This window comes from Janibacter sp. A1S7 (genome assembly GCF_037198315.1).
Taxonomy (GTDB): Bacteria; Actinomycetota; Actinomycetes; order Actinomycetales; family Dermatophilaceae; genus Janibacter; species Janibacter alittae.
This window is the reverse complement of sequence record NZ_CP144913.1, coordinates 1,919,462-1,941,043: the sequence shown is the minus strand read 5'-3', so window position 1 is coordinate 1,941,043 and position 21,582 is coordinate 1,919,462. Positions and strand designations below refer to the sequence as shown.

Below are 21,582 nucleotides of genomic sequence, written 5' to 3'. Positions count from 1 at the left end.
TCGTTGACCGTTGAGTCCATCCTTCACGAAGTTCGTTTGGGCACGAACCGCCCTCGATGCAGTAGAAACTCAAAACTGAGACGGACCACTAGAATTGCGCTCTCACGCTGCAGCGTCCCCGCCACGATTCTGCCTAACATCGCTTCGTCCAAGGCTTCTACTCTTACCGTCGATGCTGGTTCAACTCTCCCATTGTCGCCGAGGCCGGCGAGCAATTGGGCCAGCCAACCAACCTGTTCCGGTCACGGATCCCTCTACGACGCATTTGCCGCGCGCCCCGGTGCGATCAGCCCTCTTAAGGATCGACCTGCTCTTCAGCGAACGCAGTCTCCCAGTTCTGGCCGCCGTGGAAGACGCCGAGGATGTTGACCACGAGGTCACCAGGCGACTCATCAACCTCGTAAGCAACGATGGTCCTCTTCTTGTACGTGGTCACTCGCATGCCCGCGCGAACGTCGTCGCCAGCGCGGCCGGCGAATGGGAAGACCAGGATGCCGTTGACGTGGTCGAGGACCGCTGAAACGAATCGCTGAGCGATGTCAGTGGAGGCCGCCTTGGTAATCCAGTCGTCGAGTTCGTTGAGTTGCCGTTCGGCTTCGGGAGTGAAGTTGATCCGTCCCGTCATGAACGGGCGGCCCACTTCTCTTCGAAGCGAGCCCGGACATCCCCGGCCGGAACTGCTCGGGACGGATCGGCCTTGAGTGCGTCGTACGCGGCAGCGGCTTCGGTGCGCAGCCACGACTCAGAGGCCACGCCGAAGGCCTCGTCCGGGTCGACCGATTCGAGCAACCGCAGAGCTACGTGCTTGCGCACGTCGGGAGGCAGGGACAGCCCTGCCTCGTAGAAGTCCGATTCGCTCAACGACACGTCACGACTCTACGCCGAGTAGGGCTGATACGGCTATGACCACACGCCATCGTTGCGGCCATCCAGAGCTTTCAACGGACCAGCCAGCGTCGCCGCAACAGGTTGGTGATGCGGCGCACGAGGTGCGGTCACTGGCACAGCCCGCATACTCGTGGGTCTCCGGATATGTTAACGGATTCGATCGACCAGGGCGCTGCTCGACGCGGCGCTCGAGGGCGCGCGGCACGCCGACATCGTGAGGGTGGGTGTGGAGGTGATCCCTGCGTTGGAGGCCTCCGCCGACACCGTCCTCGCTGCCGACGGCTACCTGCTCGGCACGCCGGCGAACTTCGGCTACATGTCCGGGGCGCTCAAGCACCTTTTCGACTCGACGTTTCTGCAGATCGGCGGCGCGCTCGACGACTCCGGCGGGGCAGGCGAGGGGCAGGTCGGCCCGACGTCCAAGCGGCCCTTCGGCCTGTGGGTGCACGGGCGCTACGACGTCACCGGTGCTGTGCGGGCAGTGAACTCGATCGTCGCGACGCTGGAGTGGAAGCAGGCGACGGACGTCCTCGAGGTGCTCGGCGGCACCCTTGCTGCCCCGCTGACCGCATGACGAAGGACACCAGAGGGAACCATGCCAGCTCCAGTCTGATCCGCTCGCCCCGATCGAGCGCATCCGCGACGGCGATCCAACTATGGAGTTGGCGAGCAATGGTCCGCGCCGACGACCATGATCGATGGACGAGACACCGCGATGGGGCGGCAGGCATTTTCGTCCTGCGAACTCGCTCTCCCCGTGACACGCTGGTCCATATCGGACCTGACAATAGTTAGAGAGAGAATCGTGTTCCACAGCGCGTCCGCCACAACTCGCCGACTATCTGCCGTACTGGTGGCAGGAGCAATGACAATAGCCGTGGCACCCCAGCCTGCTGCGTCTGTTGAGATTGAGCCGACCGATCACCGAGCAGTGGTTGAAAGGGCGCTGGAATCGGAGAGCGTAAGTCCGAAAATGGGGAAGTCTCAAGATGATGCGCCGCTTTTTGAGGCCACTGGCGAAACGATATCGTTGGAGGCCTCCCTCCCGGTGACAGCACCTGCGAACCGTGAAACTTTCGCGACGAGGGATGCGCTCATTGCGGTGCTTGAGGATGGAGAGTCGACTGCCTCATTCGGGCTTCCCACGGGCAATGCTCAAGTCCTGGACGACGGATCTGTATTGCTGAAGCGGAGCCAGGGTCAATCGACTAGTGGAGCCTCCCCCGACGAGGGCAAAGTGACGCAGACGGCCCGCCTCGATGCACCGTGGGCAATCGATGCGAACGGCGAACGCCTCCGCACGTGGTACAGCATTTCCGGATCGGAACTGATCCAGCATGTCGACACCGACGGCGCCGAGTTCCCAATCGCCGCCGACCCACGATTGACTTACGGGTGGGGCGTGTACCTGAACATTACCGGTGCCGAGGCTAAGGCCATCGCGACGGCTATCATTGGGGCTGGCGGTGCTGCAGCTGTGGCCACCTGTTCTGGCCTTGGGAAGTTGCCAACGGCGGTTACCAAAGTTGCCGCCTTGGCTTGTACAGCCATCGGTGCTCCTACGTTGAAGGCGGTGTACAGCTCCATCGTCTCACTTTGGCGTTCAGGAGGAAGTGCATCTTCTTCCACGTGCTACCAACGACGAATCGTAGGTACCTCAACCGGGTGGTACACCGTGGCGCTGAGCAATTGTCTAGGTTGAGCTAGGAAGGATGATCGGCATGGTTTCCAACAGTATCGCTGTCCTATTGTCGTGGACGCTAGGCGCGATGGCTGCCGGTGCGGCCGGTGGAAATGCTTGGGTCGCCTCTGGCGTGGCCGCAGCCATCATGGCTGGGCACTTGTATCTTGTTGAGCCGAAGTTACGAGAGCTTCGAACGAGACGTGCCGAACGCGGCCGGGAAGCGCCCGACTCGCGTTTGGTCAAGCACTGATGGTCCGGTTTGATAGAACCATGGAATTGAGCCCCCGAAACGCGGAGTAGTCAGCGTGTGGCTGCCAATCCGGCTCTTCGAAGTTTACCGGGCAGCGGTTGGGGCCGCGTCGTTGACGTGAGGGGCCCGTGACCTCGGTGATCATGGCTGTTGTCAACGCAGTCATGGTCACGAAGTGAGGTCACGGGCTTGGTCAATGGTATGTCGCGTGCCGGGTCTGATGGAGGCTCTCATTCCACGGAAGGAGTGAGAGCCATGGCAGCACCAAGGAGGTACCCCACGGAGCTTCGGGAGCGGGCGATCCGGATGGCGGTCGATCTGCGTCGTGACCCAGCAGCTAGGTCGGGCGCGTTGCGTCGGGTCGGTGAGCAACTCGGGATCAACCTCGAGACGCTGCGCAATTGGGTCGGTCAGGCCGAGATTGACGAGGGTCACCGGCCCGGCGTCACCAGCGACGAGGCGAGGCGAATCATCGAGCTGGAGCGTGAGGTCAAGGAGTTGCGGCGGCACGATCAGGTGAAAGTGGTGACCACTGCGCGGTCAGGGCTTCTGTACAAGCTCTCTAGTGGGTCCGTCTCAGTTTCAGCTGACCCGTTGGGGTAGGGCCGCGCGGGCGCGGTCGACTTTGGCGAGGATGGATTCGGCTGTGGCGGTCCACGCGTAGGGGCGGGGGTCTTCGTTGTTGGCTTCCATGTACTCCTCGATGCTGGCGATCAGGTCGGGGACGCTGGCGAAGATGCCCGGCGAAGGATCCCGCACTGGTCACGCCGCGTGACGATCGGCTTGTGGTCAGCGAGGCGTGGCCCCCTGCTGCTCGTGCCATGTCAGTTGGCATGAGCAGCGGGGGCGGCGAGTCGCTCTACTCGACGGCGGTACCTTCGAGCTCGACCATCTGGCCGGGGATCGCGAGCCGTGCCACTTCGAGCATGGTGGTGGTTGGTGCCACCTTGGCAGCGCCCAAACGTGATGCCAGGACCCCGTAGTGGGGGAACAGCTGGTCGACGTCGGTGGTGTAGACGTTGAGTCGAACGAGGTTGCCCAGGGACATTCCTGCCTCGCTGAGCACTGCTTCCAAGTTCTGCAGGCTCAACGTCAACTGTGCGGCGATGTCGCCCTCATACATTGGTTGGCCGTCGCTGCTCATGGCGGTCTGTCCGGAGCAGTACAGCGTCCGGGTGTCCCCGGTGACGATCTCGCCCTGGTTAAAGCACATCTCCAGCGACCAGGTCACCGGGTTGACTGCCGTTCGTTGAATTGCCACATCCACTCCAATCATCCCGTTGAATCTCGCCGTCTGCCGGCCTCGGTAGCCGTCACCTCGACGTCGTGAAGGCGAGCCTGACAACGAATCACGACATCCTTGGTCAGGTATTTGGATAGAGTGCCGCATGCGTGCTGACCGGTTGGTCTCCTTGGTCTTGTTGCTACGGCAGCGCGGACAGTTGACCGCAGACACGTTGGCCCGCGAGCTGGAGATCTCGACGCGCACCGTGCTTCGCGACATCGAAGCGCTCTCCGCAGCCGGCATCCCGGTTTACGCCGAACGTGGACGGCACGGCGGGTTCGCGTTGTTGCCCGGCTTCCGCACGGAGCTGACCGGTCTCAACCACGACGAGGCCCTTGCCCTTTTGACCGCCGGTTCGGGGCGCGGGGAGCAGGTGTTGGGCCTCGGCTCCGCTCTCGCTTCAGCCGTGCGCAAAGTGGTGGACGCGCTGCCCGATACTCATCAGGCGACCGCGAGCGACGCGACCCGGCGGTTCCTGTTCCAACCGCAGACCGATCTCCTCTCCCGCCGACTGGTCACCGAGGAGGTGCCCGACGCAACGATGCGCGCGGTCCGTGACGCCGTGCTCGCCGGACACAAGCTGCGTCTGCATTACGCGTCTCGAGGCCACCCGGCACGGTGGAGCATCGTCGACCCGATCGGTCTGGTCGCCGTGCGGGATCGGCGCTACCTGCTGGCCACGCAGTCTGGGCAGGACCGCACCTACCGGCTCTCGCGCATGCTGGCCGCCGAGGACCTCCGCGAACCAGCGCAGCGATCAGACCAGGTGGACTTGGAACAGGTCTGGAAAGAGCGCTGCGCTCGGTTCCTGTCCGACGCACACATCACGGTCTCGGTGCGGGTGAACCCGACAAGGCGGGACGACCTGTTGAAGACCGCCGTCGCCGTGCGCGCCGAAGAAGTCGACACCGATGGCTGGTTGCGTCTCGAGGTGACCTACCAGGACCTGTGGCACGCTGAATGGGCGTTGTGGCAGTTCAGCACGGACGCCGAAGCCCTGGCCCCACAGGCGTTGCGCACCGCACTGCACAACCGCGCCGCCGCGACGGCGAACCGCTACGCCAATTCAACCTGAGAGTGGGGCCAGGGCAGCGGCCCAACGACACGGGAGTGGACCAGGTACACCACCCACCGGGGGCACCGGATGGGATCGCCAGATGGGGGACTGATGCTCTCCTATGGGTTGTCAAGCGTCGGTGACTCGAACTCGGCCGACGCCGCGACGACACCTTCGCCCACCGCTACCGACAATGGCTCACCGCCGCTTGACAACCCATAAGAGCATCACTCCCACGACCCCTGAGCCCGAATCGCCCCGGGTGCGATTTTTCTTGGACTGCGGGTCAGCAGCGAGGGCCTGAGCGACTCTGGGCTTGGCCTGTTTACGGGGTCTTCATACCTGCGGTGGGGGTCAGGTACGAAGAGCCTGTTTACGGCACTCTGAGTTCGCTGAGTGGGTCTCGGCGGGCGGCCCAGGTGGCGGGGATGGCGGCGATGAGGGTCGTGGTCGTAGTGAAGGCGACCACAAGGGCGAGGAGGTAGGTAGGGGTTGGAATGGGGTCGCCCGAGGCGGCTAGGAAGCCGGCGCCTGCTGCAGCTCCGACGGTGGCTCCGGCTGCGGCGAGGACGAGGACTTGGCCGGTCATGAGAGCGACGATCATGGCTCGAGTGGCTCCGAGAGCTCGGCGGCGGCCGAAGTCGCGCCGTCGCATCAGCGCGAGGGACCACACGTTGACCAGGCTGGCGGCGGCCGCGGCGGCGAGGACGCCAAGGATGATGGAACGGGACTGCGCGGTGAGTTTGCCTCCGATGACGGCGCGTAGGTCGGCCATAGCTTGGGAGGACTCGATCTTGAGCCCGTCAGGCGGCACATCGGTTAGAGCAGCGGTGACGAGGTCGGTGACCAACGGCAGATCCTCGGGCCGGTCGGCGATGACCACGAGTGAGGTCAGCGGTTCATTGGTAGCCGGATCTCCAGGGGTGATGACGGCCGGCTCGATAGGCTCAAGGTGCTCAGGCAGGGTGACCCTGTCGGTCACCAGCAGTTCGCGGCCTTGGTCGGTGACGCGGACGCTTCCGCGGCCCTGCGGCATGCCGAGAGTATCGAGAGCTGCCGGTGTCGCCCAGGTTTGGGTGAGACCGGCGACCGGTTCACCGGGGGCCAAAGGCCGCCCGCTGAAGGTTCCGTATGCCGTGCGCATCCCCACGGGCGTGCCGACCGGGATGGCCGCTGCCGTGACATCCGTGACGGGACCGAACCCAACCACCTCGGCAATCACGTCGTCGTGGGCGGCGAGGCGCGGAACGATGGCGGAGGTGAACGAGGGCTGCACCCCTTGCGCGTAGACGGTGAGAGAGCGGGTGCCGGCCGCATCGACCTGCGCGAGGACGGCGGCTTGGGCGCCAGCGTTGCGTCCAGCGGTGACGAGCACGGTGGCAGTTGCACCGAGCACGAGGAGGAAGGTGACGACTGAGGTGACGCGTTGGCTAAACGCCGAGGCGAGGACCTCGCGGGCGAACGCGCGGGCACGAACCATCAGTGGCGCGGTCATGCGCTGAGGCTCTGGTGCGAGGTGAGCGGGAGATGCTGATCGGCCCACGAGGCGATGTCCGGGTCGTGGGTGACGATCACCACCGCGGCGCCGCTGTCAGCGTGTTCACGCAGCATGCCAAGTACTGCTGCTGCGCTGCCCGGATCCAAATTTCCGGTGGGCTCGTCGGCGAAGACGACGTCCGGGGCCCCGACGAGTGCGCGACAGACCGCGATGCGCTGCGCCTGGCCCCCGGAGATCTGTCCCGGGCGCCGGTCGACGGGGATGTCGACGCCCATCTGTGCGAGCAGAGTCTCGGCGCGGGGTCGAAGGTCAGCCGGGTCCTGACCGCGATAGAGCGCCGCCTCCAAGACGTTGTCCATCACACTGCGGGTGGAGTCCAGCGCGGCGTCTTGGAAGACGAACCCGAACCGCGTGGCACGCAGGCGCGCCCGTTCGGCGTCCGGCAGGTCGTCTACGCGGTGTCCATCAAGTTCTACGATGCCGCCGTCCAGGCCGAGCATCAGCGCCAGCAGGTAGAGCCGAGTGGACTTCCCGCATCCGGAAGGACCGGTGATAGCGCTCACCTCACCTGCACGGAACTCGGCAGACCAGTCGTGGGCCACACGCGCCGAACCCCCGCCGTAAGCGAAGCTCACTGCATGTGCGGCCAGGCGTGCACCATTGGTCGTCGGGTTGCGATAGCTCCGCACTGGCGTGGTGGACGGGTTCATGGGGTCACGGCTGCCGGGTCGGACTGTCCCGGGACGCGGACTCGGGTACCGGCATCGATGCCGGTGACGACGGCTTGGCCACCTGCGGAAGCCTTCACTTGGACCTCTACCTGGTCACCATCCTCGGTGACGACGGCAGCGGATCCGTCATCGCCGACCACCAGCGCCGCCGTGGGAACGACCGTGCCTGTGGTGGGCGGCACGGCGATCACCTCGGTCGGAAGCGATCCACCGTTGATGGGAACGAGGTGGCACTGCTTGCCACAGATGCTCTTCTTACCCTTGGCAGGGAGGACCTGGGCGACGGCCGAGCCCTCCTGATCCGGCTCACCGACCCGGCCCACTCTGGCTCGCCAGGCCACGTCCTCAGCGTGGATGGCAACGGGCGTGCCCCGCTCGACCATGCTGAGCTGATTCGCGGGGATCGTCATGGTGAACTCGGGACGCTTCGGCAACAATCGCGCCACCACCGTGCCCGGCGCCAACCGCGAGCCGACGGTCGCCGACGACTCGCTGCCGCCCTCCCCGCTCGATGGTCCACCGAACTGATCCGTCGGCGCCGGTGGAGTCTCGCCCCAAGCGACAGCGCGCGGCAACTCCGGAACGAACACCATGGAGCCGAGCGGCACCGTCCCGGTCCATGGGAGATCTTCCTGCTGCTGCCACTCCTTCAATTGCGCCAGTGTGGCGTCATCGAAGGTTCCGGTGGGCTCGGCGTCCCGCACGCCGGCGTGAACGAGGAGTGCCTGCAACTGCTGCACATCGGCGCCCTCATGGCCCGAGATCAAATCTCGAAACGCGGGAACGGTGCCTTCAGCCACGATGACCGGCTTGAGGTCCATGGTGTAGAGGACATCACCCGCGCCCACGGTGGAACCGTCCTCCACCGCACGCTCGGTCAGCACGCCATCAGCGGCGTTGATGACCTCGGGCCCCCCCGACCACTGAGCTGAGACATTGAGGTTGAGCGATCGCTCAACCTCACCCTCGTCAGCCTTGACCACGGAGAAGTCCCGGCCCTGCGGCAACGGATCAGGAGGCAGCAGCAACTCGCGACCTGACCATCCGAGCGCCACACCCGTGACCAGGACAATGGCCACGATGACTCCCCAGAGACCGACACGGCGCCGCCGCTCCTGTGGCTGATCGCCGGGCTCTCGATCAACTGAACTCGCTGAGCTTCCCCGTGACTGTGCCCAAACCTCTCCTACGGCCACTGCGTCCTCGTCTCAGATGTCATCAAGCGACCCAGTCACGATGGCTGACGCCGCACATTGCGGACATGCCATCACGTGTCCACGCCGCGCAGATGATGAGTCACTGATCCGTTGCATAACCGTTGCCGCACATGTCCTGCTGCCACCAACAGCTGACCCGGCCCGTTCCCGGCGCAGCCTTGGTAAGCCACACCGGGAACAGGCCGTAGCCATTCCCGTACTCACTCGTCGAGCGGCAGATCCTGCGGGCAGTCCGCTATCAGCGAATCCCACTCCTCTTGCCTCAAGTCGGCCGGCACGTCCATATAGGGATTCCATGGCGGCCGACCGCTCAGAGCCGTGTTGACAAACTGCTCCTTGCTGGGGGGCTCGCTCGTCTCATAGCCATGCTCGGACAGGCAACCACGCATCTTCACGTGGTACTCATACCGACTCTCGGCACGCTCCCGGGTGATTGGCGGAGGGACGGGTCCTCGACCGAGCTTCTTCGTGCAAGCCCGGTCGTCCCGGATAAAGGCCTCCCTCTGGCTGGCAGGGTAGTCCGATTCCACGCTAGGAGGACGCGGAGTTACCTTCGCTTCCCATCCTGCATCGCGCAGGCAATCGGCGACGGCCTCCATGTACTCCAAGGGAGTGCCCTGCCAAGTGGGATAAGCGTCATTGGCCTCCTTCTCTTGACTAGCGCAACCAGCCATCAAGAACACGAAGAGTAGAGCCATGCAGCCCGAAGACTTTGCGTGCAGAAGCCTCACAAGACTTCCCTCAGCCCACGCAATACGCCCTGGTCGAGGTCGGGTTCAACCGACCCGAAGTCCAAACGACCCAGTGCCCACCACCCAGCGCATTCGCGGAAGCGTAACTAACGCTCCAACCGCCGTGGTATACCGTCTTTGACCCCGAAGGTGCGGGATTGTGATGCACCGTTCCAGTCGCGTAAGCCTTGGTTTTCTGCACCTTGTGCGAGCACCACACGGTACCGTCATCCTCCCCCAAGGCAGCTGCGCTACCCGCAGTGCTGACAACCAACATTGCGGCTGCAGACGCCGCAACGGCAACTCGTGCCGCGACGGATCGAGTTTTCCCCATGATCTTTCCTTCCCCGAAGAAATAGCACTCCATTCGCCTCACGCGGTAGTCAACCAATCACTGGTATGGAGCGATACCCAAGCTTGTATTTTTGCTTGAGGTTCGACGTACGCTACTCCCTCTCCTCGCGTAAGAGGAGGTCGAAACCGTAAAGACTTCGTAAGAGAACCCCTTCCTTCAGCAACCGCGCAATCGCCTAATTCCTCATCGCGGGCACCCCGCCGCACCGACGCAGGTCCCCACTCCAACGCCCCATCCGGTGTCGGCACGTGCGGTGCTGAGCGATCGGCAACCGGGTCGCTCCGCGACCCAGTGAGCGATCCGTGACCGGAACAGGTTTCCCGCTTACGGGACTGCTGCTTGTTCAGCTGCGTGAGCTCAGAATGGCAACGGGCTGTAGTCGGGGGTGACGATCAAGAGTCCTACCACCCGCTGGTGGTCATCGACGGCCACGCGGCCCATCATCTCGCCGGCTTCGCAGTTCAGCGTGGTGACTCCTACAACGGTCCCTAGGATTTGGTCGTCTTCTTCGATTCGCTCTCCTGCGGGCAGAGCCACGTGAGTGTCTACGTATGACTCCTTTACGCCGACCTCTGTCAGGACGCGGGCCCAGGTCTCCGAGATCAGCGATGCTGGCAACTCGTTCCTGACCTCAGGGTGGATCAACTGCTCGAGCTTGTCGTACTCACCCGCACTGATGAGGTCGAAGATCTGCTCGGTTGTTCGTCGAACCTGGTCGATTGACATACGCACTCCCTCTATTTTCCGGCCATCGACCGGGTTGGTCACTTCGCCGAATCGCTTGAAAGCGGCTTGCCGGCTCATGTTCAGGGCCTGACCGATCGCCGCCCAGGTCTGCCCCTGGCTCCGGGCCTCCTGCACGGCTGATCTCAACTGATCCTTGGCGCGGTCCACAGCCTGCTGCGCTTCCCTGATCGCTTCCATATCGACAGTAAACCAATGGTTGACAAATTTGTCAACCATTGGTTTACGGCAGCGTATTCCGCTTGGGAAGAGCGGAGTTGGCCTGGGCCAGGAGGTGACCTGCGAGAGTGCCAAGGGGATCGCTGACCGGTCACCGATCGTCAGGGTGGACTTCCACGAGAGTTGCCATGGGTCTACCCTACGACGGAGCTCGCGTCACTTGTCGAGGGCGAAGTACGCGTATCCGGCTCCGTACAGACAGTCGTTCGCCTCCGGTGCGGTTGCGTCGAAGGGGAACTTGTCGGCGATCAGGTTCCTTTCGAACTCCTCGGCCGAGTAGGTGCTCGAGACGAGCCCCTCCTTGGCCAGGCACTGCACGGCAACGAGCCGCGAGTCGCTCAGACCGCGGGGGTTGAACAACTGTATCCGGTAGAGGGCCGAGACCATGGCAGTGCCGACAGAGCAGTCCCGCACGGCGGCATCCAAGCGCGCTGGATCGCCGACAGTCAGATAGGGCAATTCCACGTAAAGGCCGTCCGTGCTCTCCCGGAAGCGTGGGGTGTAACCGCTCTCCGTCATGCAATCTGCGTACCGACGGTGCGCCTGCGCATTCTCCTTGGGATCAATGCGTCCGTCCGCAAGTGCCCACGACAGGGCCATGTCCTCCCCTGGAGAGACCGAAGCACGCCTGAGCGCCTTCTTGTATACCAGTGAGTAGGCCGTCTCCGTGGACTCGTCAGCTGCCGGAGCAGAAGTGCTCGCTGTCCCAGGGCTCATGGCCGCAGTGGCGGCAACGGCACCTACCGCGAGGGCCGCCAGAGCGGCACTGCGAATTGTGTGAACCATGATGAGCCTCCCTGCAGTTCCTCATCCACCGTTGACCTGTTTAAGCGATTCTCATGCAGTACCAGTGGCCGCTGTAGGTCCCTACCCGTCTCAGACTGACGAAGCTTTCACCATCCACACTATTGACTGACTTGGGCCCTAACGCCACGACGCCACTGAGAACAGCTTTTGCTTGAGCGATGAGAGCCGTTGTTGGGTAGCAACTGGTCACGACCGCATAGGAGATATACGGCGAGGACGTCGGGTAAATGGTGTAGCCAGAGCCCCCCGTGCCGGGATCGATACCAGCAGAAGCAGCCGACTGCAGGCCGAGAACCATCGTTGTGCCCAGAAGAGCCGCACATCCGACCCGCCGAACAATGCCACCAATGCGACTCATGATCCCCCTCCGATGAAGCGACTCATTGAATACTGCAAAGCCGCTTCACCCTGCTTCATCACTTTACGTGAATAGAATTAAGATATCGCGCAGTGATCACATCGTCAACGGCCGACGAGACTCACGAAAAGTGCCCGCGAACCACCCTCGGCGCCTCACGAAGGAAATGCCCGCGAAATCGGTGGATGCTGCTGGGGCATGGGAAGTGAGTTGTCGATGGCCTCGCGTGCCGATGTGACCAACAAGTACGCCACGGCCTACGCGAAGGCGAGCAAGACCGACAAGGGCGTGATGCTCGATGAGGTGGTCTCGGTGACCGGCTGGTCGCGGGACAACGCCCGCCGGCGGCTGGTCGCGGCGGCCAAGACGCCGCCGGGGCCCGGTCGGGCGGTGGCCACGCCGGTCCGTAAACCGCGGGCGCCGAAGTTCTCCTACGACGCGTGGAAGGTGCTGCAGAAGGTGTGGGCCGCATCCGGTGGGCAGAGCGGCAAGTGCCCGGTGGTCTCGATGCGCGCCCACGTGGACGCCCTGGAGCGCCACGGTGAACTCGTCGAGGCGAAGGATCGCTACAGTCGCGCGGTACGGACCGAACTGCTGTCGATGAGCGCGGCCTCGATCGACCGGTAACCTGGTCCCGGCCAAGGCCAAGGACGCCATCGCCGACGCCGGAACCACGCCTGCCGCCGATCCCGCCATCGAGCAGGGAAACCTCGCACAGCCCTCGGTGGCCGATATCCCGGACACGCACACCACTGGCCCTGCACGCGACAACTATAGACTTTTCGCGGAGGCCTCGGGGGTTGCCGCTGGGTATTTGTTCTCATCGACCGGTCCGCGTTCGGCTCCTACGTCGGCAGATGGCTGAGCAGGGCATCCACTGACGGACTGTGCGCAGGCGCACGGCTCGCGAGGGCGGGGCTCTGCAGGGGGAGCCTCGCCCTCGTCGTACTGTGGGCGCCCCACAGACGCGAATGGTCGGTCTCATCCGCGCGTTCCAGTCCGGGATCCGCTTACGGACGGGGTGATCGCGCCCGATGTCGTCGATCATCCGATCCGGCGCGCGAAACCCTCGTAGTCGATCACGACCCCACCCTCATCGACAGTGAGCCGGAACGTGCCGTGGTCGGGGTCGCCGTACTCCCACTGCGCCCCACCGTTGGCGGCGGGCGAGAGCCGCTGATAGGTCTGGTCAACCCGGCGCACCCGCAGCGACGGGACCTCGACCCAGGCCACAGGTGAGGTCCGCGATTCACCGGGTGGAAGGGAGGCCAGCCGCCGGATCGGGAACGCGTTGGTGAGTGGCGTGGCCGCCACGTCGACGTCGACGCAGCCATCGAGCCCCGGATCATAGACGCCGTCGACCTCCCAACGCCCGTCGGAGGCGCCCAGCACGAGGCGACGCTCGCCACTCGCATCAACGGCCGCCACCTCGACCTCGCGCGTGTGCCAGTCCGGGTCGAGCCGTACGCGGAAGGTGCACGCGAGGGTTTCCTCGCCGACGAGCACTTCGGTGCCGTGGACCGTCCAGCCGGCCGGATGCTCCTCGACCCGGGCGAAGCTGTGCCCGCGGCCCTCGTCGTCGCGCTCCCACGCGTACGTCTGCGCTGTCACGCGATGACGGTACCGAGAACGACGAAGAGGTGGAGTGCCAGGTGGCGCTCAGTAGCCGATCGTCAACCGCGACATCGGACGGGCCGACCGCTCACCGACGGAACTCGCTGAAATGCTGTCGCATTAGACCCGCCCGGCTATAGGGTCGCAATGACCCCGGACAAACGCGACCGGCTGGCGAGACTGTCAGACCTAGAAGCGACGATGGCTTTGGTCAAAAGGCGAAGGAAGCGACTGCCAGGGACGCGACTGAGAATAGGAGCTCGATCAACGATGAAGACTCAGAGTGAAGTTGTCGAAGGCGTCCGAGGCTGGGCGAAGGGCATCTGTCCCCTCGAGGCCGGCGTGGAGCTACTGATCAGACAGGGCCGCGGGATCTACGCCGGCGCGCCGTGGCTGTACGACTATGGCGACCGGGTTGTCGTCGACGTCGACGAACTTCTCGACGGGATTGGTGCTTGGTCCGGAGGAGAGCAGCGCGTGGCGCGCATCGCCGCGTCCCTGATCGGGGGGGAGCGGGTCGACCTCAACGAGGACGTCTCGGGACTCGACCGCAACAACATCTCGCTTGTGCTCGCTGCCATCGCCCACGCCAACGGGTCGCACGAGCACTCGGAGATCCGGTACGACAACGACGGCACCCCGCAAGGCTTCGACCGCCTCCCTAGTCTCTATCCGTGGCCGCAGTCGGCGACCGACTTGGCCGCAGGGAACTGAACCCGTGCTAATCGGCTACGCGCGAGTCTCGACTGGGCGGCAGGACCTTGCCGCTCAGCTGAAGGGGCTGGCCGACCTCGGAGTCGACCAGGAACGGATCTACACCGACAAGGGCACCGGCCGCTCCACGAAGGACCGGCCCGGGCTCGAGCAGGCGATCGCTGCCCTTCGCCCGGGCGATGTGCTCGTGGTGACCAAGCTCGATCGCCTCGCTCGTTCTGTGCCCGACGCTCGTGACCTCGTCGGACAGGTCTACGAGAAGGGTGCGGCGCTCCAGCTGGGTCCGTCGCTGCATGACCCGGAAGACCCTGTCGGCAAGTTCCTGTTCAACGCGCTGGCGATGGTTGCCGAGTTCGAGGCTGACCTGAACCGGCAGCGCACGATGGAAGGGCTGGCGATCGCCAAGGCTCAGGGCCGGCTGCTCGGAAAGCAGCCCAAACTCAACGAGCGACGCACGAGAAAGCTTCTCCAGGAGTACGAGGACGGCACCGCCACCGTGGCCCAACTGGCCGACGACTACGCGGTCTCTCGCGCGACCGTCTACCGGACCATTCAGCGCGCCAAGGCGAAGGGGGAGATGTCGCAGTGACGACAGGTGTTGACGACGCGGTGCTGTGTCCGATGCTCATGGCTCATGGGACCAGCAAGCAGATCCTGCCGCTGTTGGCCGTTCAGATGTTCCCGCCTGCAGGCAGAGCAACGGAGATGCTCGAGTTGTTTGCGCGACGGGTGGGCTTGGAGCATGTGACGGGCCCCGTCTCCGATTGGCGTCCAGGACGCCGGAAGCCTGCTGTGCAGGCATCGGTGGCGCGCAACGGCCGCTGGGTGGTGACCGCAACTCGCGGAGTCATCTTCGACGACTCGACGGCAGCCGTGGCCCCGGATGGACTCGATCAGGCATGGATCGACACCGCAGGCGAGATCGAACGAGCCCTGATCTTCATCGGCGGGCCGCGTCCACTCCAGACGCCCAACGACCTCGAGGCCGCTGCCGCCGCGAGTGCACTGATCGGAGGGTGGACGGCGGTCACCCTCCCGCCAGCTACCTGACGACCTAACGCCACACCTCGGCTAGACGGTATGGAGTGACCGCTTGGGGCGTCTGAGTGGTTGCGGGCCGGGGCCTCTCTCACACATGTTCGTGGGTTACCGAGTAGGGGCTGCCTGCTCGGCCTGTCCGACAGTTGTGGGAGGCCCCGGGTGTTTACCGAGCGTACGAGTGTTGGGCTCGACGTGCACGCACGATCGGTCGCGGCGGCGGCGATCGATGGCGTCACGGGCGAGCTGTTCCAAGCGAAGCTGACTCCATCACGCGAGCACGTCATCTCCTGGGTGCAGGCCCTGCCGGGCCCTGTGGCGGTGACCTATGAGGCCGGGCCGACCGGATTCGGGCTGTACCGGGCACTGACCCAGGCGGGGGTCCGCTGCGAGGTCGCCGCGCCGAGCAAGCTGCAAAAGCCCTCTGGTGATCGGGTCAAGACCGACGCCAAGGACGCGCTCCACTTGGCTCGACTGTTGCGGCTGGACGAGGTCACCTCGGTGGCGATCCCGAGCGTGGATCAGGAGGCCGCCCGGGACTTGGTCCGTGCCCGTGAGGATTGTCGCGGTGACCTGATGCGGGCTCGGCACCGGTTGTCGAAGTTGTTGCTGCGTCACGGGATCGTCTACTACGGCGGCGCGGCGTGGACGGGCAAGCACGATGTGTGGCTACGCACCGAGGCGCTGGCGCAGCTGACCAGCCAAGCCACCCGAGTGACCTTCGACTCCGATTACGAGGCCGTGTTGACGGTCAAGGCACGCCGCGATCGACTCAACGCGGCGATCCAGGAAATGGCCGAGGACGGCGAGTACACCGACCTGGTGCACCGGCTTGGGTGCCTGCGCGGGGTTGGTGCCCTGACCGGTTTCGCGTTGGCGGTCGAGGTCGGCGACTGGCACCGGTTCACCGGTAACAGCATCGGGTCTTTCGTCGGGCTCGTACCCAGCGAGTACTCCTCCGGCAGCTCGCGCGTGCAGGGATCGATCACCAAGACCGGCAACACCCATGTACGTCGGTTGCTGGTCGAGGCCGCGTGGCACCACCGCCCCAGCTACCGAATCGGCAAGACCATGCGTGATCGGTGGGACCTGGCCCCCGCTGCCGCGAAGTCCCGCGGGGACGCGGGCAACCGGCGCCTGCACGAGCGGTGGGTGAGGTTCAACGAACGCAAGAAGAGGCCCACTATCGCCAACGTCGCGATCGCTCGCGAACTGGCCGGCTGGTGCTGGTCCCTGGCAGTGCTCGAGGAGCCGTCCATGTCATAGGCCCCACGAACTGCTTCGTCGCCGCGCCGGTACTGGTAGCAGCGCGTGGAGCGATCCGCGAAACACCTATGAGCAGCCCGACCCGCTCGGGCGACGCTCGTTGCTAGATGTACTGACCCGACAGGTTGATCAAGCGGGTGATGGGCGGCTTGTTCCCGCAGGCGGTGTGGGGACGATGGTGGTTGTACTCGTGGAGCCATGCTGACAGAGCTTGGCGTCGCTGGGTCTCTGAGGTGTAGCAGCGGGCGTATCCCCACCCGTCGGCCATGGTTCGGTGGAAGCGCTCGATTTTGCCGTTCCACCTGCGGCGAAGGTGAGTAGAGCGGCTATTGACGCCTTTCCCTGTGCCAGTCAGTGTGCGAGCGTTGGCCCTCGAAGGCCACCACCGCTCCGCACGTCTCGCAGACAGGGAGCCGAGGACCTCGGGAGTTGGTTCGGTAACCGCTGAGAACGTGGACGCTGTCTAGACCCAAGAACTCTCGCATTTTGGTGAAGACTGCCATCGCGTCATCGTGCCAGTCCAGCGATTCAGCAAATGCGGATGGGGCGCAACCATTGAGGCCGCGCAGTACTTCCACATCCTGACCTCGCCATCCCCGTGCGGCGACGGTCACGCAGAACGTGCCGATGCGCGATCCTCCCTCGGGGTCCCTGATGTGCTTGAAGAGTGGTCGGACTGCTAGACGGGGCCGAGGGGGACGCGGGGTGCGTCAGGCAGAGTCACGGTGATCGGGGTCTCCGGCCAGACGGTCCCACCTCGTTCAACCACCGCCATGACCCCCGCCTTGCGAATGACCGGAGGGGTCGCGGACGTCAGTGAGGCGGTCGACGGGGGCGGCTCGTCGGTTGGCGTGCCGTCTGCACGGGACAGCACCACCTTGAGCAAGCCGGTACGAAAGTCGTTGATCTGCGCGCAGGGATTGCGTAGGCCCGTCAGTCGCACCACCGGCCCGCCGAGATCGAGCAGAGCTCCGGTCGGCAGTCCAAGCAGGTCAAGATGCTCCGTGAGGACGTTCTCGCCGAGATCACCAGGGGCCAGCTCGTAGCCCAGGCCTCGGGCCTCATCGAACACCTCGCGGTGAAGCAGATGAACCTGGCGCAGGTTCGGCTGGTTGGGGTCACGACGCACACGCGACCGATGCTGCACCAGCGTCCCGGCATGGGCGTCGCCGAGCACACCGAGTCCGGCCACGAGAGTGATCGACTCGGCAGGCTCCTTGCTGAATCGATGAAACTCGTCTCTGCTGACGGCTGCAACCCGGGATGCGGTCATGGACTCATTCTTCACTGGCGGCGGCACCGCTCGGGGAGCGGTGACCGCTCACCGATCGTCACGCGGCGAGCAAAGACTCGGTTGTTTGAGGGATGGGCTGGTTCAACTCAGCCAGTTAGCGAGTTGAGCGAGCGTTTTGGTGTGCCCATTGTGGTGTCCCTCGACCATGCCTTGTCCCACGAGCGAGGTGACTTGGTCAACCACCGTGATCCGGGTGCCGGCCTCGGTCGCTTCGAGCTCCCACGTCAGCAGCGCCACGGCCATCAGTTCTCCGTCTCGTTGGACCGCGTCGCTGTAGATCAGGCGGTGGGGAGCGTCGATCAGGTGGTAGCGATGCGCACCGAGGTTGGACAGGTCGTCCGGTGGACCGCATCGGTAGATGTCTTCACCCCCCGTCGTGAAGTCGGCAAGATCGTAGACGATCTCTTCACCTGCGGGCACGGACCATTCGCGGCGACTGTCGACGTCAGCGTAGGCCGCCCACACCGTATCGATTGGTGCGTCGATCTCCTGCGTGAAGTGCAGGGTCTCGTGTACTGCATCCATCCTCATCCACTCCCTCGTGTCCGCCGTCGATAGTCAGTAGACCAGCGAGGGCGCTCGAACTCATCGTCTGTCTGACCGGCACCCTCCCGCCAGGAGATCGGTGACCGGTGGTGGTTCGTCTGCGGGGCCGTCGTGGTTGTCCAGGAGGTCGTCACTGCTGGGTGTTGTGCTGCGCTAATGTTAGCAACTAACATAAACGGCATGACTGTCACCGGTACCAGCAGGACGGCACGTACACGTGCGCTGCTGCAGGCGACGGCACTGAGGCTGTTCTCCGAGCAGGGGTACGACGCGACGACCGTCGAGCAGATCGCGCGAGTGGCCGGCGTGAGTCACATGACGTTCTTCCGGTACTTCCCAACGAAGGATGCGGTCGTGCTGGAGGACGGCTTTGATCCGGCCATTGCGGCTGCTGTAGCCGCCGCATCGACCGAACTCGAGCCCTTGGCGCGGGTGTGCGCGGGGCTCCGTGTCGCGCTCACCCACGTTGACCTGCCAGATCAGGAGGAGGTTCGGCTCCGGGTCCGGATCGCTGCAGGGCACCCGGCGCTTCGAGCCGGGACGTACGCAGCGACCGAAGTCACCCAGGGGGAGATCGCCGAGGTCCTGGTGGCGGACGGTGTCAGCCTGTTCGAGGCCCGCGTCGCCTCGGCGGCTGCGCTGGCCGCGCTCACCGTCGCCCTGCATGAGTGGTGCCTCAGTGACTCGAACGAACCGATGTCGAGTCGGCTGGGCGCCGCACTCGGCGTGCTCGACGGGACGGCGATGCGATGAGCGCTCTGCAGATCCGTCACCTGGCCCACCGCTACGGCAACACTGCCGTGCTGCACGATGTCGACCTGAGCATCGCTCGTGGCGAGGTGCACGCGCTGGTCGGCTTCAACGGGGCGGGGAAGTCGACCCTGATGCGCGCTGCCCTGGGAATGATCCGGCCTGACGGTGGTGTCGTCCGCATCGATGGTGTCGAGGTTGCCCACCTTGACAACGCGGGGTGGGGCCGCGTCGGACACCTGATCGACACGCCCTTCGTCTACCCCGAGCTGACGGTGCGGGAGAACCTCTGGGCGGCGGCGCGGTTACACGGCGTGCCCGCTGCCGCGGCCGGGGCACGCGCCGACCGCGTTCTGGCCGACCTCGAGCTCGGGCAGTGGGCAGAGCGCCGTGCATCGACGCTTTCGCAGGGCAACCGCCAGCGCGTCGGGCTGGGCAGCGCGCTCGTGCACGGACCGCGGCTGCTCGTCCTGGACGAACCCACCAGTACCCTCGACCCGGCCGGGGTGCTGCTGCTGCGCGAACTGCTACTGGCGCGCGTCGCCACCGGAGCGGCCGCGTTGGTCTCCAGTCACCACCTGGACGAGGTGGCTCGGATAGCCGCCCGCGTGAGCGTCATCCATGACGGCACGATCGTGGGCGAGCTGGACCCGCATGGCGTCGACCTGGAGCGGGCGTTCTTTGCGATGGTGCACGCCGCCGACGAGGAAGCCCGGCGCGTGGAGACACTCCGATGACCGCGGCGTACGCCGTCGAGGCGCTCAAGCTGCGACGCTCCCGAGTAGTGGCCGTGGCGACGGTGACCCTCCTGATGGTGCCGGCTCTGCTCGCTCGCGCCTTCCTGATCGCCGCTGAGGCAGGTGGCGCCGACCCGACGAGCGCCAAGGCAGCCCTGCTGCTGCCAGGCGTCGGCTGGACCGGTTATCTCGGTGGCCTGATCCAGATCTACGCCACTGCCGGCGTGATCGGCTCCGGCATCGTGGTCGGGTGGTGTTTCGGACGGGAGTACGCCGACCGCACCATCGTTTCCCTGTACGCTTCGGCGACCCCACGTGCCTCGGTCGCACGGGCCAAGCTGGTGCTCCTCGCGGTGTGGTCCGTCGTCGTGGGCGTCGGCGGGGCTGGAGCAGCCTGCGTGATCGGGATCGCCTCCGGCCTCGGGCTCCCCGACGCGGCCGACGGACGTGTCCTCCTGCGGCTCGCGGCACTGGCGGTCCTGTCCGGGTTCCTTGCTCTTCCCGTCGCTCTGCCTGCCAGCATCGGTCGCGGCTACCTGCCTGCCGTTGGCGGTGTGTTGGCGCTCGTTGTCGCGGCCCAGGTCGCGATGGTGGCCGGCGCGGGCCAGTGGTGGCCTTGGTCGATCGCCGCAATGTGGGCCATGGGCGCCGACTCGGGGATGGAGCCGGTCGCCCCCGCGTGGCTGACGGTGGTGCCATTGGTCGCCGCCCTGGGTGCGTGGGCCACGGTCGCGTGGTGGCGGCGGGCCGAGGTGCTCTGACCGGGGACACGGACACACGGGATTCGGCTCGTCTCTGTCCTCACTCGCCACAGAACCTCGCACAGACGGCGTGCCCACAGTCGGATCCGCCCGTGGGGCACTCAGATTCGGCAGCGCACGAGCCTAGGAGTCACCGAAAGAGGTGCCGCGTACGACGTCCCGCTCAGGTCGTCCGAGTCTGGATCGGCACCCCGCCGGTTGGCTCTATGAGGTGAGCCGCCAGACGCTGACATGGCCTTCGCTCTGGGAGGTGAAGGGCGTTGCGACCCAGTCCTGTGTACGGCGCTCGAGTTGCATCCCGGCGAGCTGCGCCATGAGATCGAGCTCACTGGGCCAGACATAGCGGTAGTTGTGTGTCCCACGGAGGTAGGTTCCGTCGGCCTGTCGGGTGAGGTGGTGCGAGCCCGCTTGCTGACTCACCAGGTCGTAGGTGTCGAAGCCCAAGTGTTTGTCGGAGACGTCGAAAGGCACGGCAGCCTGACCTGGCGGTAACCGGCGAAGAGATGGAACGCCGACCTCAACGACGAAACGTCCACCAGGAGATAGGTGCCGCGCCGCGTTCCGGAAGCACTCGACCTGCTCCTGCTGCGTGCACAGGTTCCCGATGGTGTCGTAGACGAGATAGACGAGCGAGAACTCGCCCTTGACCGGGGTGGTCGCCATGTCACCGATAGCCACCGGGATCTCCTCAGGCGTGACTTTGGTGCGCAGCTGCTCGACCATCGCAGCCGACAGTTCGATCCCGGCGACGGACACTCCCCGTGCCCGAAGGGGCACGGCCACCCGCCCGGTGCCGATGGCCAATTCCAGGACCCGGCCCCCATCGGCCATGGCCACGAGGGCATCGACAGTCGGCGCGAGGACCTCGGGACTGAACATGCCATCTTCGGAGTCGTAGCGCTTGGCCTGCTCGACGGTCCACACATCGCTGCTTGTCATGCGTGGCACTGTCTCGTACCCAGCCCCGACACCACCACCGAGTTTCGGCAAAGGCCCGTGCCGTCACCCGAGGTCACTGGTCTCCGTACAGACATTTCG

The 21,582-nt window shown here is 65.1% G+C and carries 25 protein-coding genes and 2 pseudogenes; 12 read left to right on the top strand and 15 right to left on the bottom strand.

Annotation, left to right across the window (positions count from 1 at the left end):
- Positions 1-295 precede the first annotated feature (295 nt).
- Together V1351_RS09250 and V1351_RS09245 are read right to left on the bottom strand one after the other, a co-directional pair.
- A complete protein-coding gene (locus V1351_RS09250; protein ID WP_338747867.1) occupies positions 296-625 on the bottom strand; it encodes a type II toxin-antitoxin system RelE/ParE family toxin in 330 nt (109 codons plus the stop codon).
- Positions 622-867: a hypothetical protein gene (locus V1351_RS09245; protein WP_338747866.1), complete on the bottom strand. Its 246-nt coding sequence runs from the start codon at positions 865-867 to the stop codon at positions 622-624. The genes V1351_RS09250 and V1351_RS09245 overlap by 4 nt, the downstream gene beginning before the upstream one ends.
- Before the next feature lie 253 nt (positions 868-1,120).
- Here V1351_RS09245 and V1351_RS09240 point away from each other — a divergent pair, with 253 nt between their 5' ends.
- From V1351_RS09240 to V1351_RS09230, 3 genes are all read left to right on the top strand, one after another.
- Positions 1,121-1,462, top strand: a complete 342-nt coding sequence (locus tag V1351_RS09240; RefSeq protein WP_338747865.1) for an NAD(P)H-dependent oxidoreductase — start codon at positions 1,121-1,123, stop codon at positions 1,460-1,462.
- A 183-nt stretch (positions 1,463-1,645) separates the two neighbouring features.
- Positions 1,646-2,590, top strand: coding sequence for a hypothetical protein (locus V1351_RS09235; protein ID WP_338747864.1), 945 nt, complete (start codon positions 1,646-1,648; stop codon positions 2,588-2,590).
- Between the two features lie 433 nt (positions 2,591-3,023).
- On the top strand, positions 3,024-3,425 hold the full coding sequence (locus tag V1351_RS09230) for a transposase (protein WP_338752503.1): 402 nt from the start codon (positions 3,024-3,026) through the stop codon (positions 3,423-3,425).
- On the opposite strand, the pseudogene V1351_RS09225 reads toward V1351_RS09230, so the two are convergent.
- Positions 3,405-3,563 (bottom strand): annotated as a pseudogene (locus tag V1351_RS09225) (IS630 family transposase); the annotation flags it as partial. The gene V1351_RS09230 and the pseudogene V1351_RS09225 sit on opposite strands and share 21 nt — an antisense overlap.
- Positions 3,564-3,681: 118 nt before the next feature.
- A complete protein-coding gene (locus tag V1351_RS09220) occupies positions 3,682-4,077 on the bottom strand; it encodes a RidA family protein (RefSeq protein WP_338752501.1) in 396 nt (131 codons plus the stop codon).
- A gap of 133 nt (positions 4,078-4,210) precedes the next feature.
- On the opposite strand from V1351_RS09220, the gene V1351_RS09215 reads away from it, so the two are divergent.
- On the top strand, positions 4,211-5,182 hold the full coding sequence (locus tag V1351_RS09215) for a helix-turn-helix transcriptional regulator (protein ID WP_338747863.1): 972 nt from the start codon (positions 4,211-4,213) through the stop codon (positions 5,180-5,182).
- A gap of 355 nt (positions 5,183-5,537) precedes the next feature.
- On the opposite strand, the gene V1351_RS09210 is transcribed toward V1351_RS09215, so the two are convergent.
- From V1351_RS09210 to V1351_RS09185, 6 genes are all read right to left on the bottom strand, one after another.
- Positions 5,538-6,659 (bottom strand): FtsX-like permease family protein, encoded by a 1,122-nt coding sequence (locus V1351_RS09210; RefSeq protein WP_338747862.1) that lies wholly within the window; start codon positions 6,657-6,659, stop codon positions 5,538-5,540.
- Positions 6,656-7,372 carry an ABC transporter ATP-binding protein gene (locus V1351_RS09205; protein WP_338747861.1) on the bottom strand — a complete coding sequence of 239 codons (717 nt, stop codon included), beginning with the start codon at positions 7,370-7,372 and terminating at the stop codon, positions 6,656-6,658. Before V1351_RS09205 ends, V1351_RS09210 begins: the two co-directional genes overlap by 4 nt.
- Positions 7,369-8,472, bottom strand: a complete 1,104-nt coding sequence (locus V1351_RS09200) for a peptidoglycan-binding domain-containing protein (protein ID WP_338747860.1) — start codon at positions 8,470-8,472, stop codon at positions 7,369-7,371. Before V1351_RS09200 ends, V1351_RS09205 begins: the two co-directional genes overlap by 4 nt.
- 338 nt (positions 8,473-8,810) lie before the next feature.
- A complete protein-coding gene (locus V1351_RS09195; RefSeq protein ID WP_338747859.1) occupies positions 8,811-9,005 on the bottom strand; it encodes a hypothetical protein in 195 nt (64 codons plus the stop codon).
- A gap of 1,048 nt (positions 9,006-10,053) precedes the next feature.
- Positions 10,054-10,659, bottom strand: a complete 606-nt coding sequence (locus V1351_RS09190) for a hypothetical protein (protein WP_338747858.1) — start codon at positions 10,657-10,659, stop codon at positions 10,054-10,056.
- Between the two features lie 156 nt (positions 10,660-10,815).
- Positions 10,816-11,259, bottom strand: a complete 444-nt coding sequence (locus V1351_RS09185; protein ID WP_338747857.1) for a hypothetical protein — start codon at positions 11,257-11,259, stop codon at positions 10,816-10,818.
- 781 nt (positions 11,260-12,040) lie between these two features.
- Between V1351_RS09185 and V1351_RS09180 the strand changes: the two genes are divergently transcribed.
- Complete coding sequence (locus V1351_RS09180; RefSeq protein ID WP_338747856.1) at positions 12,041-12,451, top strand: hypothetical protein; 411 nt, start codon at positions 12,041-12,043, stop codon at positions 12,449-12,451.
- Positions 12,452-12,868: 417 nt separating this feature from the next.
- On the opposite strand, the gene V1351_RS09175 is transcribed toward V1351_RS09180, so the two are convergent.
- On the bottom strand, positions 12,869-13,435 hold the full coding sequence (locus V1351_RS09175; RefSeq protein ID WP_338747855.1) for a putative glycolipid-binding domain-containing protein: 567 nt from the start codon (positions 13,433-13,435) through the stop codon (positions 12,869-12,871).
- A gap of 150 nt (positions 13,436-13,585) precedes the next feature.
- On the opposite strand from V1351_RS09175, the gene V1351_RS09170 reads away from it, so the two are divergent.
- From V1351_RS09170 to V1351_RS09155, 4 genes are all read left to right on the top strand, one after another.
- Positions 13,586-14,152: a hypothetical protein gene (locus V1351_RS09170; RefSeq protein ID WP_338747854.1), complete on the top strand. Its 567-nt coding sequence runs from the start codon at positions 13,586-13,588 to the stop codon at positions 14,150-14,152.
- A 4-nt stretch (positions 14,153-14,156) separates the two neighbouring features.
- On the top strand, positions 14,157-14,741 hold the full coding sequence (locus V1351_RS09165) for a recombinase family protein (RefSeq protein WP_338747853.1): 585 nt from the start codon (positions 14,157-14,159) through the stop codon (positions 14,739-14,741).
- Positions 14,738-15,202 (top strand): hypothetical protein, encoded by a 465-nt coding sequence (locus V1351_RS09160; protein ID WP_338747852.1) that lies wholly within the window; start codon positions 14,738-14,740, stop codon positions 15,200-15,202. Before V1351_RS09165 ends, V1351_RS09160 begins: the two co-directional genes overlap by 4 nt.
- Before the next feature lie 183 nt (positions 15,203-15,385).
- Entirely contained in the window at positions 15,386-16,456 is a 1,071-nt protein-coding gene (locus tag V1351_RS09155) for an IS110 family transposase (protein ID WP_338747851.1), read from the top strand.
- A gap of 103 nt (positions 16,457-16,559) precedes the next feature.
- On the opposite strand, the pseudogene V1351_RS09150 reads toward V1351_RS09155, so the two are convergent.
- The 3 genes and pseudogenes from V1351_RS09150 to V1351_RS09140 form a co-directional block, all read right to left on the bottom strand.
- Positions 16,560-16,760, bottom strand: a pseudogene (locus tag V1351_RS09150) (integrase core domain-containing protein); the annotation flags it as partial.
- 375 nt (positions 16,761-17,135) lie between these two features.
- Positions 17,136-17,729 carry an MOSC domain-containing protein gene (locus V1351_RS09145; RefSeq protein WP_338747850.1) on the bottom strand — a complete coding sequence of 198 codons (594 nt, stop codon included), beginning with the start codon at positions 17,727-17,729 and terminating at the stop codon, positions 17,136-17,138.
- Positions 17,730-17,831: 102 nt separating this feature from the next.
- Positions 17,832-18,275: an SRPBCC domain-containing protein gene (locus V1351_RS09140; RefSeq protein ID WP_338747849.1), complete on the bottom strand. Its 444-nt coding sequence runs from the start codon at positions 18,273-18,275 to the stop codon at positions 17,832-17,834.
- A gap of 201 nt (positions 18,276-18,476) precedes the next feature.
- On the opposite strand from V1351_RS09140, the gene V1351_RS09135 reads away from it, so the two are divergent.
- The 3 genes from V1351_RS09135 to V1351_RS09125 are packed head-to-tail and all read left to right on the top strand — an operon-like array spanning position 18,477 to position 20,544.
- Positions 18,477-19,049, top strand: a complete 573-nt coding sequence (locus V1351_RS09135; protein WP_338747848.1) for a TetR family transcriptional regulator — start codon at positions 18,477-18,479, stop codon at positions 19,047-19,049.
- Positions 19,046-19,783 carry an ABC transporter ATP-binding protein gene (locus tag V1351_RS09130; protein WP_338747847.1) on the top strand — a complete coding sequence of 246 codons (738 nt, stop codon included), beginning with the start codon at positions 19,046-19,048 and terminating at the stop codon, positions 19,781-19,783. The genes V1351_RS09135 and V1351_RS09130 overlap by 4 nt, the downstream gene beginning before the upstream one ends.
- A complete protein-coding gene (locus V1351_RS09125; RefSeq protein WP_338747846.1) occupies positions 19,780-20,544 on the top strand; it encodes an ABC transporter permease in 765 nt (254 codons plus the stop codon). Before V1351_RS09130 ends, V1351_RS09125 begins: the two co-directional genes overlap by 4 nt.
- A gap of 204 nt (positions 20,545-20,748) precedes the next feature.
- On the opposite strand, the gene V1351_RS09120 is transcribed toward V1351_RS09125, so the two are convergent.
- Positions 20,749-21,483: a class I SAM-dependent methyltransferase gene (locus V1351_RS09120; protein WP_338752499.1), complete on the bottom strand. Its 735-nt coding sequence runs from the start codon at positions 21,481-21,483 to the stop codon at positions 20,749-20,751.
- Positions 21,484-21,582 lie beyond the last annotated feature (99 nt).

What these genes read in the sequence shown, in the direction of transcription:
- V1351_RS09145 (WP_338747850.1), bottom strand. Translation starts at nt 17,729, where the DNA reads ATGACCGCATCCCGGGTTGCAGCCGTCAGCAGAGACGAGTTTCATCGA.
- V1351_RS09185 (WP_338747857.1), bottom strand. Translation starts at nt 11,259, where the DNA reads ATGGCCCTGTCGTGGGCACTTGCGGACGGACGCATTGATCCCAAGGAG.
- V1351_RS09230 (WP_338752503.1), top strand. Translation starts at nt 3,024, where the DNA reads ATGTCGCGTGCCGGGTCTGATGGAGGCTCTCATTCCACGGAAGGAGTG.
- V1351_RS09130 (WP_338747847.1), top strand. Translation starts at nt 19,046, where the DNA reads ATGAGCGCTCTGCAGATCCGTCACCTGGCCCACCGCTACGGCAACACT.
- V1351_RS09125 (WP_338747846.1), top strand. Translation starts at nt 19,780, where the DNA reads ATGACCGCGGCGTACGCCGTCGAGGCGCTCAAGCTGCGACGCTCCCGA.
- V1351_RS09210 (WP_338747862.1), bottom strand. Translation starts at nt 6,659, where the DNA reads ATGACCGCGCCACTGATGGTTCGTGCCCGCGCGTTCGCCCGCGAGGTC.
- V1351_RS09170 (WP_338747854.1), top strand. Translation starts at nt 13,586, where the DNA reads ATGACCCCGGACAAACGCGACCGGCTGGCGAGACTGTCAGACCTAGAA.
- V1351_RS09140 (WP_338747849.1), bottom strand. Translation starts at nt 18,275, where the DNA reads ATGGATGCAGTACACGAGACCCTGCACTTCACGCAGGAGATCGACGCA.
- V1351_RS09135 (WP_338747848.1), top strand. Translation starts at nt 18,477, where the DNA reads ATGACTGTCACCGGTACCAGCAGGACGGCACGTACACGTGCGCTGCTG.
- V1351_RS09120 (WP_338752499.1), bottom strand. Translation starts at nt 21,483, where the DNA reads ATGACAAGCAGCGATGTGTGGACCGTCGAGCAGGCCAAGCGCTACGAC.
- V1351_RS09205 (WP_338747861.1), bottom strand. Translation starts at nt 7,372, where the DNA reads ATGAACCCGTCCACCACGCCAGTGCGGAGCTATCGCAACCCGACGACC.
- V1351_RS09215 (WP_338747863.1), top strand. Translation starts at nt 4,211, where the DNA reads ATGCGTGCTGACCGGTTGGTCTCCTTGGTCTTGTTGCTACGGCAGCGC.
- V1351_RS09180 (WP_338747856.1), top strand. Translation starts at nt 12,041, where the DNA reads ATGGCCTCGCGTGCCGATGTGACCAACAAGTACGCCACGGCCTACGCG.
- V1351_RS09190 (WP_338747858.1), bottom strand. Translation starts at nt 10,659, where the DNA reads ATGGTTGACAAATTTGTCAACCATTGGTTTACTGTCGATATGGAAGCG.
- V1351_RS09250 (WP_338747867.1), bottom strand. Translation starts at nt 625, where the DNA reads ATGACGGGACGGATCAACTTCACTCCCGAAGCCGAACGGCAACTCAAC.